This window comes from Microbulbifer maximicatervae (SeqCode) (assembly GCF_052466985.1).
The window spans coordinates 1,399,115-1,413,136 of sequence record NZ_CP174298.1 but is presented as its reverse complement, the minus strand read 5'-3'; the positions used below and the strand labels follow the sequence as shown (position 1 = coordinate 1,413,136).

Sequence of the window (14,022 nt, the reverse complement as noted above, 5' to 3'; positions counted from 1 at the left end):
CTGATCAATATACTATCGACATGATGTCGCAGATCTAATGATGTAATTAATTCAGCTGTTCTGGAAAAATATTATTGTGAGCTATCTAGAGCAATAAATAATCTGTTGCTGTAATTACCCCAAAACATGTGTTGTAAGCTATTTGGAAGCAACTGTGAGTGAAAATACTTGTAGGAAAATTTTAGCTTTCCAATGGAATAGGATCTTGCGTTTTTAAAGGAAGTTTAGCCTTAACCTGTTTGTCATCATCGTTTGCTTCACTTGCGTGTCAACATTTATACCGTGGCAAGGGCAAGGTTGCTTACAATGAACAGATTTGATCGACGGACGCTTTTAAAATGGGGTGGGCTGTTAACCGTTAGCGCTATGGCGCCATCGCTGAGGGCCAGTAGTGATGTGCTCGATTATGAGTATGATGGGTTCGCTAGTACCTCGAGCTACTTTATGCATGGCGTAGCCTCCGGAGACCCAACAGCCAATTCGGTTATTATTTGGACAAGGGTAACCACTGAGGAGGTTTCTCCCCTTGTCTATTGGGAAGTTGCTCTCGACGATACGTTTGGCCAGATTGTTTCATCCGGGTATCTGCAAACGGATGAATCAAAAGACTTTACGGTTAAGCTGGATGTTACAGAACTAAACTACGGTCGGGATTATACCTACCGATTTAAGTACCGGGATCAGACTTCTTCTGTCGGTCGCATAAAATTGGCTCCAGCGACTAGCGAGGATGTTTCTTTTCTTAAGTTTGTTGTTACTTCCTGCTCACATTTTGAGCATGGGGAGTTTGTAGGCTACCGGGATATGGTGGAGCGGGAGCAGAATATTGATGCTGTTATCCACCTGGGGGACTACTCCTATGCATCCTCAAATTCTGGTGACTACCGTAAGTTTGAGTACTCTGACTTCAAATTTGACCGGGAGAGTTACCGCGCTAGATACTCTGAAATTAGAAGGGATGAATTTCTACAGCAAGCACATCAAATGCACACCTGGATGGTGATTTGGGATGATGGCGACCTGAGAAATGGTGTTTGGCGAGAGGGGCCGGAAATCAACGGAGCTGACTTCGAAGAAGTGATGGAAGCTGCAATGGAAACCTTCTTCCTTTGGATGCCAATCCGTTTTAGTGCGCCGAGGCGAGTATGGCGCTCTGTTCCTTATGGTGAAATGGCTGATATCTTCTTCCTGGATATGTGCTTCTATGATCGGGATGAGCCAATCAATGATATGCCGGATAACTTCAAGAAACGGCAACCTATATTTTCTGAATTTGATTACCCTGGCCGCAGTATTATTGGTCAGGAACAGGCGACATGGTTTGAGCAGGCCATTAAGCAATCCAGTGCGCGCTGGCGAATAGTTTGCTCTGGGGCACCGGTTTTTGAATGGTGGAACAATTACTCCCCGAGTGCCTGGCGAGGATACCCCCAATCCCATAACTGGTTATTGAATTTATTTGGTGAGCTTGAAGACAATATCGTGGTCTTGTCCGGGGGGTTACATAAAGCAATGGCCTCAGGGCTCGCCTTAGATCCCTTTGCGGATGATTACAATGCGGGTAGAGATAATGTCGCGATTGAAATAACGGCTCCATCCCTGACCCGCGGGGATGGTGGTGCTATTTGGTACGAAATCGCAGATAACCGTAGCACCGAGACTACGTTAAAGAAAAATCCTCATATGAAGTTCCGCAAAGGGAATAGAGCAGGTTACTTGATTAGTAAATTTGAAAGTGATCAGTTTACAGGTCGATGGCGGCTCTATGAAACAGTAAGATCTATAAATGGTCCGAGCGCTGATACTTACGGAGATATTGTCAGTGAGTATGGGACATCAAAAATTAAAGTAGTGGATTAGGTATTATCGCAACAAATAATCGATAGAGATTTGAATTTGGATACCTCTCCCCTGAAATATATTGTAGAAGATTCTATAATTGCTTGGGGGCGCCACGATTAATATATTTGTGTCATACTTGCATGCTTTCTTTAATGCAAGGTAGAAGTATGTCCGAAATACAATTGGAAGAGAGACGGAAATTAGAGCTAATCGAGAAGGTCAGGGGCTATTTGTCTAAAGAATTTGAGCTGGAAATTGGCGGTTTTGAAGCGGAGTTCTTTATTGATTTCCTTGCAAAGGAGTTGGGGGCCGGATTTTATAATCAGGGTTTACATGATGCTCAGGTAATAGTGTCCTCTAAGTTGGAGGATATTTCTGATGCAATTTATGAGATAGAAAAGCCTGTCGACTAGAATTATTGCACCTGTTGATGACAGTACGATTCTATCTCTTATATGCTGTTCAGAGATATTATTCCTTAGGTTTTTCCGCCTGGATAAATAGCATGGCTGCAAAAACCAATACTATTCCAGGTATAAAGCTGATATTAAAGTTTGCCATTTCCAATACTATGGCCACTATAAGTACAAATATCGGATTCAAGAAGCTATACGCCGCAACTTTGGTTGCCCCGATCCTTAATGTGCTGAATTGCAGCAGGAAAAAACTAATTAAAGTTGAGAATAAGGCTAAATAGAATAGCCCGCCGTAAGTCTCGGTGGGTATATTTCGCCATTCTATCTGGTTCAAGTTTGGAAAAGAGAGCAATAGTAACCAGAGCGCGCCAAATAGAATAACCCAGAACGTCATGACCTCTGTAGGCTCCCCTGAGTGAACCTTCTTGATAAGCGGGTTATATAAACTGAGTGATATAGCACCTAGGGTGAATATCCAATCCCCTTTGTTTAGGTCTAGCGCTATCGCTGTTGAGATACTCCCCTTGAATACAATCCAGGCTGCACCCAGAGTCCCAAGGGTTAGGCCGATAACTTTTCGGGTGCTGCTTCGCTCGCCATTGATGATCAAAGTAAAGATGGCAGTCATCGCCGGGACGGTTGTAAAAAGAGCGCCGGTATTCACTGCGGTGGTGTATTTGAGTGCTTCAAACATACACCAGAAAAAGACAACCAATGGGATACTGAGTAGTGCATACCCCAGTAGTTTTTTTGGCTCTGGAAGCTGAATCCCGTGCTTTAAAAATATGAAGGGTGCAAATAGTCCCGCCGCAATTAAGAATCGAATCAACATCATGGAATCCGCCGGGAGTGAATCGGCGATTAACTCCCCAATAGGAAATGATCCTGCAACCAGTAGTGTACAAAGTATCATCAGGCAGTGAACCCACCAGAGCGAGGTGTTGGGGCTTGTAGTTGATGGGGTTATGCCCCTGGTAAGCTCACTCATGCTTCTTCCCTCTATTAGCGAGAGATAAGTGTATGTCGTTTCTGGTAAACTGATAATCCAGCATTATAGACACTCACTGTTGAGGAGAAGGAAACAGTCGCTTATGGAGACAATTGCAGCGATTCCAATATTTGTGACTGTGGCAGAAACCGGTGGCTTTTCCCCGGCGGCAAAGTTACTTGGCATCTCAAAATCAGCGGTAAGCAAGCGGGTTACCCAGTTGGAGCTGTGGCTTGGGGTGAAGCTTTTGCACAGAACTACGCGAAAGTTGAGCCTGACGGAGGCTGGGGAGCATTTTTATGAGCACGCACGCATTGCTTATAAATCAGCCAAAGATGCACAAGACGCAGTTTTGCAGCTACAGGGGGAGCCTCGGGGGCGCTTGCGGATCAATGCTCCTATGTCCTTTGGTAGATTGCATCTGGCTCCCTTAATTCCCGTATTTATGAAGCGTTACCCCGAGATTAGTATCGACATGATACTGGACGATAAAGTTGTCGATTTAGTGGGGGAGGGCTTTGATATCGCTATTCGCGGAGGTGACCTTCCCGATACCAGCCTGATTGCCCGCAAACTTGCACCTCTGAAAAGTGTACTCTGTGCGTCACCTTCCTACTTGAAGGAATTCGGAGAGCCCACAGAACTGGAGCAGTTGACCGCCCATAATTGCCTGATTTTTACTTATTCCAGGGATGTGAAAGAGTGGGGTTTTATCAAAGACAATCACTTACATACCATCGAGGTGAAGGGTAACTACCGGGTAAATAACAGCGAGGCACTGAGGGAGGCTCTGCTCCATGGAGTAGGAATTGGCCGTTTACCTACCTTTGTCGCAGGACCAGATATTGAGGCTGGAAAGCTAATTCCTCTATTCGAGGAGTACCAGATGCCTGCCAAGTCTATCTACGCGGTTTTCCCTGAGCGGCAGTTTATGCCAGCCAAAGTCCGCGCCTTTATAGACTTTGCAATAGAGTACTTTGGCGGCGATACACCTTACTGGGATCAGTAAATTGTTAACCTTTCGTCAACAGTAAGTCTCCGTCGAACCCCATTATCAGCGATAGGGAAACCCAATAAGCTTCTTCTCATCGACATTCAATCAACGAACGATAGTCAGAGAGAAACTATGGAATTGTTTAAAGCTGTTGAATCCCGCCGCTCGGTTAAGCATTTCGATATCACTGCAGAGATGCCTGCCGAGGACTTCACCCGTCTGGTCCAGGCGACCATGTTGTCGCCGACTTCTTACAATATTCAGCACTGGCGTTTCCTGCGTGTCACAGATATTTCCCTTCGCAGTCAGCTTAAAGATGCAGCCTGGGGGCAACAGCAAGTAGAAGATGCTTCTGAGTTGATCATACTTTGTGCAGATATTAATGCCTGGAGCGACCGGCCGGAGCGGTACTGGGCCGAAGCGCCGAAAGAGGCTAGGGATGTGTTAGTGCCAATGCTAACTGAGTTCTACAAGGGTAAGCAGCAACTACAGCGGGACGAGGCTATTCGAAGCTGTGGATTGGCAGCACAAACCATGATGTTAGCGGCAAAGTCGATGGGATATGACACTGGTGCAATGGTTGGTTTTGACCCAGAGAGAGTCGCTGAGCTGATCAATTTGCCCGAAGGTTATTTGATCGGGATGATGATAGTGATTGGAAAAGCGGCAAAAGTTGCGAATGGGCGTGGTGGACAGCTGTCGATAAATGACGTCCTGTTCGAGAATAGCTTTTAAGGAGATGATAAATAGGGGTGAATCGCTATTGAGGTTCTTTTAGTAGGCCTCAAAGATTAATTGGGTAAATTGTAAAGGCAATTACAGTGTCTATTTACTGGCGTTATCAAAGTTTCGTTATGCTTGCCTAGCTCATACAATAGATGGGATATAGAGCAATATAATGAAAGCCCCCTTAGGCTCAGAATAAATTCTTTTCATTGATATTGGATACGTGAAGGGTGGCTTATGCCTACAATTTTCTTATATCAATGAGAGGGACCTGCTATGAACACCTATTACCACAAGTTAGTCACAGCTTTCGTCACAAGTGCTACTTTATTCTCATCACCACTTGTTATGGCTGTTGATTGTGGCGATGTAATAACAACAGCTGAAACCCTGTCGGAAACGCTGAATTGTGAACTGAGCCTGGCGAATCCCTATGCGGTAACAGTAACTGGACCCGGTGGAAGCCTTACGATGGCAGAGGGCGGGGAAATTATTTGTGATAACCCAAATCTAGAAGGTATCGCTGGAATTTTGGTTAATGGATTATCTGGTGCCGTTTATGGTGGGACGATAACCGACTGTCCAGATGGTTTAAACCTGGAGGGAGATGGATTTCATACCATAGATGGAATTATGATCTTAAACTCTCCACGAGAGGGAATTGTTATTGATAGTGACTCCAATAATATTGTTGGGAATCAAATTATTGATACTGGCAATGATGATGGTATAGATGTTAGAGGCGATCGAAACCAAATTATCAATAATTATATTGAATCAGCCGGTGATCAGGGGATTACGGTAAATGGTGTGTTTACACTGGTTCAGCTAAATACTGTTGTCGGTAGTACTGATGGTGATAACGGAATTGATATTAATGAAAGTAACACAACAGTTATTCAGAACTTTGTAACCGGCAGTGCGAGTAATGGGATTGAACTCAATGTGGATGTATCAAGTACTTCTATAATACAAAATATAGTAATGGAAAATGGGACAAATGGCTCGCCTGATATAGCCGGTATCAATATCGCTGGATTCAATAATGAGAATAATGTGGTGGTAGGTAATACATCGCTTGATAATTCTGCATTTGATTTACGTGATCCTAGCGATCCAACCTGTAGTGGAAGTAATACTTGGATTGGCAATACTCATGTAACAGCAGAACCTGCCTGTTTGGATTAAGATCGGGGAGGTTTTAATCTGGGGAAAGTAGAAGCGTGTAAGTGATACTGTTGGAGAAGACGGAAAGATATACTGCGTTTAAGGTGTGCTGTGCATTCGTGTGTTCCCTATTTTGGGAGTTACTAAAATTAAACCCGAACTACGATGTTCCACGCCAATGCTGACACTCGATTGCCGATAGGGTGACACTAAGGGATATGTTCTGTGAGAGAAACGACATGGCAGTCTTCTGCTTTATGAAAATCAGTTGTCGTTTCCTACAAAAATCTCAATCCGATCGACATTCCCGCTAGCATCCAGTACAGCAATTTGGTGCTTACCACTTCCCGGAAATAGTGCTAGGTTTTCGTTTCCGAGGGTTTCGCCCTTGGGCTCACCGTTTAGGAACCAATAGCGCTTTCCCTGTCCGCCAATCGCGCTCAGAGTTAAACGCGGAAGTGGGGCATTTTTGCCGGTAGGTCGATACTGGTTACCATCTCCAGCTCCGATAATCTTTAGTGGAGTCCCCGTTGTTGCAGTCGGGGTGTAACACTTGGGAGCCGTCGGAGGAATTTGTTGGGCCCGGGTGTGGTTTTCAGGTAGCCAGGATTCCAGTTCTTTCGGCCAAAGGGCTAGGCTATGCCTTTCAGTAGTAGAATCCATACAACTGGGCTTTACCCGCATACCTTGCCGGTTTGCAAAGAAACTAAAGGTTTGTGCTGCCCGCAGAGGCTCACCTTGCGGCGATAGTGTTCTGGGTGTGCGCCCTTGGATTAACCAGGCGTTGTGTTGCAGATGGCAGTGGCTGGTTTGTGTGAGCGTCTTCTGGCCCCCAAGCGGCCAACAAATAGTCTCTTGAGTTACTGAGTCTGGCTTTTTCAGGTGCTGTTGTTTGTTGTCTGGTAATGCGGCGATAACTGCGTTCAACAGAGGTGTGGCACTAATGGAGCCATAGTAACCGGGTAGGGGAGTGCCATCCGGTCGGCCTACCCAAATGCCGACGGTGTAGCCGGGAGTTACGCCAATCGCCCAGGCATCCCGATAGCCGTAGCTGGTGCCTGTCTTCCAGGCGATATCTGCCTTGTTTTGTCGCACCAGATTGCGCCAACGGCGGGAACCTCCGCGATTGGAAGCGAGCATTTCAAATGTAATCCAAGCCGCCTCAGAAGACATCAGATGCCTTTCACGTACGGGCTCCTCGGGTAAATAGCGGGGAGCTGCAGTCTGGCCTCCCCGTGCCAGTGCGGCATAAATACCTGTCAGCTGGTCAAGACGAGCACCTACGCCCCCCAAAATCATGGCCAAGTTGGGTCTACCACCACTGGGAAACTCTAGTGCTAGTCCGGCATTCTCCAGGGCTGCGGCCAATCGACCGGGGCCGTAATGTTCCAGTAGCTGAACTGCAGGGACATTGAGAGATTTCTGAAGGGCGGCAGTGGCGGTGACAGGGCCGGCGAAGCCTCGATGGAAATTTTCAGGGCGGTAATCGCCGTAGATGCGGGGCGCATCGCTGAGCAGGGAGGCGCTGTGAATCAGGTCCTCATCAATGGCAAGTCCGTACAAAAAGGGTTTGAGCGTAGAGCCCGGTGAGCGTACAGCCCTGGCCATATCCACATAGCCATAGCGGCGCCCGTTACCAAAATGAGAAGCTCCCACGTAGGCTCGCACGGATAAATCGGAATTCTCCAAAACTACAACAGCTGCAGATGTTTTGGCTGGATAGCTATCCATATGATCCCGAAGGAAATCTTCCAATCCGCGCTGGATGTTGCCGTCGATTGTGGTGCGAATAACTTCTTGGTCGCTGATGGTATTTACCAGTCTGCGGGCTAGGTGCGGGGCGTTTTGCGGGAATTCCAAGCGTTCCGCATAGACCTGCTCAAGCTGGGCGCGTTTAACATCCTCTGCGCTCCAGACGGTAAATGACTGCAGTCTATCCAGAACTTTGTCCCGGGCTTTTTGTGCCTTTAGAGGATGCCGATCTGGTCGCAGGCGGCTCGGCGCCTGAGGCAGTACAGCTAGCAGTGCAGCTTCCGCATGGGTAAGATCGGAGGCTGATTTACGCAGGTATAGACGGCTGGCTGCTTCCACGCCTTCAATATTGCCGCCGTAAGGTGCGAGGTTCAGGTACAGATCGAGAATTTCATTCTTGCTGAAGTGCCACTCCAATTGCAATGCACGCAATATCTGCTTGGTTTTGCCCGGCAGAGTTTTGCGGTGTGGGTCCAGTAGTCGCGCTACCTGCATGGTGAGAGTGGAACCGCCGGAAACGACTCGTCCATTGCGAAGGTATTGGACTGAAGCTCGCAATAGGGCTAGCGGATTTACTCCGGGGTGCCGATAGAAGTGTCGGTCTTCGTAGGTGAGAAGAGCTTCGATAAAGCGCGGTGATACATTTTCCCGAGATATTGGGTATCTCCAAACTCCGCGACTGTCGGCAAAGAAACGTAGTGGTTTGCCGTAACGATCTGCAACGACTCGTGCAAAATCTTGAGTTTCGGGAAGAGGAGGAGGGAAAGCAAAGTCGAGCAGTAGCAGTACCGCTGTGAGGGCGGCGGGCGCAAGCAGCAGTGCGCGAACTCTGCGACTGCTGCTTTGCCAGGCTCTCCGGATAGTGGCCAACAGCTTCACTGTTTACCGATTACCCGCATTTGCGTTAGGGGATTTTCACCGATAGCGAAGCGTTCCGGTTTGTACATATCCTCTACGTAGGGTGGGGGTACCTGATAGTTGCCGGGGGTTACTGCGCGGGTGATATAGAAGAGATTGGTGGTTTTGTATCTCAGCTGATCCAGTGCCGCCACAAAGCGGTCATCGCGATATTCAGTGTGTTGGATATTGTCCTGGGTGTCCTGCCACTGGGCAATACTTTTGCCATCGAACTCGAGTTCATCCACTTTGACACTGTCGGCCAGGTTTTGATTCTCCAGCTCAAAACCTGCGGGCAATAGGTCCACTGCAAGTAGGTCGGGCAGGCGTTGGTCCGCATCAATTTGCAAACGCACCAGGTAAAGCTCGCCCTCACGAACCTGGTTGGGGATGACTTCCGTGCCATCCAAATTGTGGTAGCTGCGTTTAATTCTGACACCTTTATCCATCTCCGCCTCAGGTGACTTCTTGCTGTAACCATTGATAGTGATTGCTGCATAGAGCTTTTCTATCTGTGCAGTTACCTCAAGTGCGCTGGCGGCTTCGCGCCCGCGGAATAATGCGCTGTGCGGGTTATCGCTATTGAGCTCGCGCAAGCCATCAATACTGGCCAAAGTCGCAGACCAGTTTGCGCTGCTATTGAGTTGCAACTGTGCTCCAGCCATAAACACACTATTGCGCTCCTGGGTGCTGAGATATTGGCGACCGTGGAGAAGATCGGCCAGCTCGAACACCAGGGATTCCGTTTTATCACCTGCGAAATTGTGCTCTAGGAGCAGGGAGATCATTTGAGCCGTATCCCGTAGGTCTGATCCATAATCGCCATAGTAGCTGCGGCGTTTGCGCTCGATTTTAAGCGCTTTTTGCAGGGCCTCCTGGGCCAGGGTGGCATCGCCCATGGTGTGCAAAGCGATTGCCATATGCAGGTTTGGCAAGGGAGATTGGGTCAGGCTCGAGCCGCTTTCATAAAGGGTACGCAGTTGCCCGAGAGACACTTTCTGTACTCGTGAGAGCACATAGGCTGCGTAAGCTCTTGCGGCATAAGCATAGAAATCGGGACTATAGCTATAGCGTTGCTGATAGAAAGCACCGCGCTCACGGGCATAGTCCTGCAGGCGCTTGAGTGCGGATTCCAGGCGGTTATTGTCAAATACGATTCCCTGGTCCCGGGCCCGCAATAGAAGATCGACTACATAGGCGGTTAGCCACTGGCTTTCGGAAGACTCGGAACTCCATAGGCCAAAGCTGCCGTTCCCTTTTTGCATACTGAAAATGCGTTCAATACCTGCGTCGATACGCTCGGCCCGCTCATTCTCATCCAGAGGTTCAAGGCCCAGTTTTTGCTGTCGCTGCGGCGTTGCCATGACTAGTGGGAAGGTCCGGCTGGAGGTTTGTTCCAGGCAGCCGTAGGGGTATTGCAGGAGGTTGGATAGGTGATCCTGTAACTGCAGTTGCGGTCGGCTGTCCAGGGATACCAGGGTTTGAACAGTTCCAGGCATTAGGGAATCCAGGAAGCTGCTATCGGCACTGAAGCTCTCGCCCTGGGACAGGAGTCTGCGCTGGTTGCGTGTGGTTGCCGGCCAAGCGGGGCGCACGCCCAGGCGCCACTTCTGTTCGATATCGATATCATTTCCATCTTTATCGACGGCACCCTGCACGACCAGTTTGAACTCCGCATCTCCGGTGGCATCTTTGGCGGTGATTGGGAAGCGCAAAGTTTTGCGTTCACCATCCGCCAGTTCCAGCAACCGCTCACCCATTTCCAAATCTACCGCGCCCACTGATTGCATATTTACAGTGAGTTTTTGGGAGCGGCCACTTAAGTTATTGAGGTCAAGGGCCAGTGTGCTGCTATCACCAGGGGCCATAAAGCGAGGCAAGGCGGCTTGGGTGACAACCGGTGAGGCGACTGTTACTTCTCCGTCGGTGCTACCGAATCGGTCTTTGCTGAAAGAAACCGCCATCAGGCGCAGCTGTCCGTTAAACTCCGGTAGTTGTAGCGCGACCTTTGCTTGGCCCTGAGTATCAAATTCAACGGGTCCCGAGAATAAAGATACTATTTGAACGTCGGAGTTGGGCTCTTCGCCGCCTCGGGCCAGTTCCGCATCGCCGCCAAAACGTTGCTCCACCAGTTTGCCACTGTTGGATTCAATAATGCGATGATAGATATCCCTTACATCCACACCGTAACGGCGCTGGCCAAAAAAGGCCTCGAAGGGATCCGGGGTTTTGAAGCGGGTGATATTGAGTACGCCGACATCGACGGCGGCCAGGGTGGCCCAGGCTTTGCTTCCGTTTTGTTCAATAGAATTTTCGCTGGCAGAAATGGTAACTTCAATTTCCGAGCCGGGCAGGGCATTCGTGGGCGCTTCCAGTGAAATGGGCAGACGCCGAGGATCGCGATCCAGGGGCAGGTGGGCGAGACCAAAAGCGCGATTGGGGGCGATACGCTCATTTTTGTCCGCAGGGCGCAGAGCAGTAACAGAAATATAGGTGTCGTGGCGATCCCACTCAGGAGAGATTGGGATTTCGATATTGGTGCCCGACTTTTCTACAGGTAGTCGTTTGGACCACAATAGTTGGTCGCTCTCCACCAACACCAACGCCTCTCCGTCAGCGGGCGGTACTATGGTGAGTTGCGCCAGATCTCCAGAAGAGTACCTTGGTTTATCCAGTGACAGGGCCACGGTATCCGGACGCGCAGCCTGGCCTTTGGCTACTTGATCCTTACGCCACCAGTAAAACCAGTCCCGGCCGGCGTGGAAGCGTAAGCTACTGGTTGCCCCCGTATTGGTATCAGTGACTTCTAAACGGTAGTGGCCGTGTTCCACTGGGACCGTGAGCTTCAGGGGCTGCTCTTCGGTGATTTGGAGCTGGCGACTGAAAGTTTCAAATTCAGCACTTGAGTATTCATAGTGCCAGCCCCGATTTGCAGAGTACTCCCAAAAGTACTGGCGGTCTTCGGAAATTAACACCGCTTTGAGATTCCGTCCGATAACAGGCTCGCCCTGTGCGTCTGCAACCACTATTTCAAATTCAGGCCTGCTGTTGGCCGATGGGTTTTCCTCTCCAAAATTTGGGCGAATACCTACCACCGGGTGTGTGGGCCATACCAGGACTGGATGTTGGCGAGTTACCGGGCGGCCGCCGGATTCGAACAGGCTGGAAACTAAGTTGATTTTCAGCGGGCTCTTTGCTCGTTTCCAACGGGAGCGCAAGGTCAGATTGCTCAACCCTTCCTCATTGAGTTCAATCGTAGGCGCATGAAACTGTCGCGTGGGCAAAGATTCATTAGTGTTCCCAAATAAGAACCCTTTCCACTGGGGGAAGGGCTCGCGATAGTGGCTAATTTGCACCAGAGTTTCCAGGCGGTTCTTTGCCGCTGGCGCACCATAGAGATAACTACCTTCTACTTGAAGTTCGAAAGATTCTTTGTGGCCCTCTACCAGGCTGCGCTCTTCACCGTCTTGCAAAACCAGCTTCATTCGCTCTGGCAGGAATTCTTCTACCTTAAATGGATATTTCACTTTGCGCCCATCGGCTAGCTCAACATCCAGGCGCCAGTCACCGGTAGGTGCATTTTGTGGAAGTGGGATAAGCTTTTCGTAGTATCCGGGTGCGCTGGCGTGCCATGTGAATGCGCGCGCGCTGGTATTGTCCGGCTTTATGAGTTCTGCCTTGATCGGCAGGTCTTTGATATAGCGACCATCATAATTGCGCAGCAGCCCGCTCACCTGGATCGATTCATTGGGGCGATACAGATCTCGCGGGCCATACATGAAAAACTCCATCGGTCTCGAAGGGCGCTGGCCCAACTGAAAATCCGAAAGGTCCAATGCAGGTTTACGTAGGTCGAGTATGGAGAAGTGACCGGTATCAGGATCTCTTGCGATGAAGAAGCGCTGTGAGCCTTCCTGTTCCTGCGTCAGAGCAAAGCGCACCTGGCCGTCTTGGTCGGTTGTGTATTGCTGGATTAGCTCCCCTTTGTTGTTGAGCAGCTCAACCTCAATGCCCTTAAGAGCCTGCCCTTCATCCAGAGATGAAACATAGAGGTCAACACTGTTTGGATAGTACCGCGCATGAAGGCCTAAGTTGGAGATGGAGAAGTGGGTGACATCATAGAGGTTGGTGTCATACACGCCTGCAGGCTGCATAACTGCGACATAGATTCCTGGTTGTTGCAGGGGCTTTATATGCCCGATAGAGAGGTCGAAATCTCGCTGGACGTATTTCTCCTTGGTGAGATTGAACTGGGCACTATAGACAAAATCGGCCACTTGATTGAGGGACTTTAAGCGATAGTAGTATTTTAGTGACTGGCTTTTGATCAGCCTGAAGAACTCGGAATAATGCTCAGGTTTCACTCTATGGAAGTGTATCTGTGCTGCCTCAACACTGACTGCAGTAACAGGTAGGCCGGGAGTTACCGTCGCGGGAAAAATACTTCCATTGCTTGCAAAGCTGATACTGGGCTCAATCCGTCGGGTGCGAATCCTCTCCTGTTTCTCTTCCTGTAACTCCAAGCCGTTTTCGCTGGGCAGACCCGGGAGCACGGTGAGTTTATAGCGAGTATCTGGTTCAATACGAGGAAAATAGAGAATTTTCTGGTTATCAGAGAGAACCCAACCACCATTTACACGCTCGCCATCGTCACGGGATAGATTCAAGTAGGAGCCAAAATGGGCATTGCCCAGTAAAGGTTCAGAAAAGATAACTGCGATGGCCCTTGCATCTTTAAACGTCCGCTCCCCAATGTGGAGGACCTTTAGAAAGTGATCCCCGGAGATTTGAGTGCTGGCTGTGACTTGTGCAGGGGTAGCATCATTCTCTGTCAGCTCAGTAGAATTAGTTTCAGAAGTGCGCTGAGCGTCATCAGATTTCGAGCTTATTTCACTAGAAGAGGCCGCTTCTTTTTCATGCACTTTCTCAGTGGGGTTGAGAACTTGTGCCTGGTTGTTACCCTCTTCAACGCTCCCGCCTTCCGCAAGCTTGGGGGTGTCAGCGAGTTTCTTCTCTGACTTTTCTTGTGAGCAAGCCATAGCAATAAGACAAAGAAGAATGACCGCAATCCAGCGTGGTGAGCGGTGAAGGGACATGGGTATTTCCTTATAGAATCCATTTAACGGCGCACAATTTAGTCCGTCTTTAAATATGTCTCAAGTTTCCTCCATGGTTTCCGTGCTCGGTATCTACTTCTGATGCAAGAGTGTATCAATGTGAGGCGGGATTACTGATGGCTG

Annotated in this window: 8 protein-coding genes; 5 read left to right on the top strand and 3 right to left on the bottom strand. The window is 49.1% G+C overall.

Features of this window, described 5'->3' with window-relative positions:
* The first annotated feature begins 306 nt into the window (after positions 1-306).
* The gene (locus tag ACJJI3_RS06200) at positions 307-1,860 is read left to right on the top strand and encodes an alkaline phosphatase D family protein (protein WP_444941868.1); all 1,554 of its coding nucleotides are present in this window, start codon (positions 307-309) and stop codon (positions 1,858-1,860) included.
* Between the two features lie 149 nt (positions 1,861-2,009).
* Positions 2,010-2,255: a DUF2164 domain-containing protein gene (locus ACJJI3_RS06195; RefSeq protein WP_444941867.1), complete on the top strand. Its 246-nt coding sequence runs from the start codon at positions 2,010-2,012 to the stop codon at positions 2,253-2,255.
* 58 nt (positions 2,256-2,313) lie between these two features.
* On the opposite strand, the gene ACJJI3_RS06190 is transcribed toward ACJJI3_RS06195, so the two are convergent.
* On the bottom strand, positions 2,314-3,246 hold the full coding sequence (locus ACJJI3_RS06190) for a DMT family transporter (protein WP_444941866.1): 933 nt from the start codon (positions 3,244-3,246) through the stop codon (positions 2,314-2,316).
* Between the two features lie 103 nt (positions 3,247-3,349).
* On the opposite strand from ACJJI3_RS06190, the gene ACJJI3_RS06185 reads away from it, so the two are divergent.
* The 3 genes from ACJJI3_RS06185 to ACJJI3_RS06175 all read left to right on the top strand — a co-directional run bounded on the left by ACJJI3_RS06185 (position 3,350) and on the right by ACJJI3_RS06175 (position 6,154).
* Positions 3,350-4,255, top strand: coding sequence for a LysR family transcriptional regulator (locus tag ACJJI3_RS06185; protein ID WP_444941865.1), 906 nt, complete (start codon positions 3,350-3,352; stop codon positions 4,253-4,255).
* Between the two features lie 117 nt (positions 4,256-4,372).
* A complete protein-coding gene (locus ACJJI3_RS06180) occupies positions 4,373-4,975 on the top strand; it encodes a nitroreductase family protein (protein WP_444912953.1) in 603 nt (200 codons plus the stop codon).
* Between the two features lie 267 nt (positions 4,976-5,242).
* Positions 5,243-6,154, top strand: coding sequence for a right-handed parallel beta-helix repeat-containing protein (locus ACJJI3_RS06175; RefSeq protein WP_444941864.1), 912 nt, complete (start codon positions 5,243-5,245; stop codon positions 6,152-6,154).
* Between the two features lie 243 nt (positions 6,155-6,397).
* Here the strand turns inward: ACJJI3_RS06175 and pbpC are convergent, their stop codons facing one another.
* Positions 6,398-8,764 carry a penicillin-binding protein 1C gene (pbpC, locus tag ACJJI3_RS06170; RefSeq protein ID WP_444941863.1) on the bottom strand — a complete coding sequence of 789 codons (2,367 nt, stop codon included), beginning with the start codon at positions 8,762-8,764 and terminating at the stop codon, positions 6,398-6,400.
* Positions 8,761-13,878 (bottom strand): alpha-2-macroglobulin family protein, encoded by a 5,118-nt coding sequence (locus ACJJI3_RS06165; RefSeq protein ID WP_444941862.1) that lies wholly within the window; start codon positions 13,876-13,878, stop codon positions 8,761-8,763. The genes pbpC and ACJJI3_RS06165 overlap by 4 nt, the downstream gene beginning before the upstream one ends.
* Between the last annotated feature and the right edge of the window lie 144 nt (positions 13,879-14,022).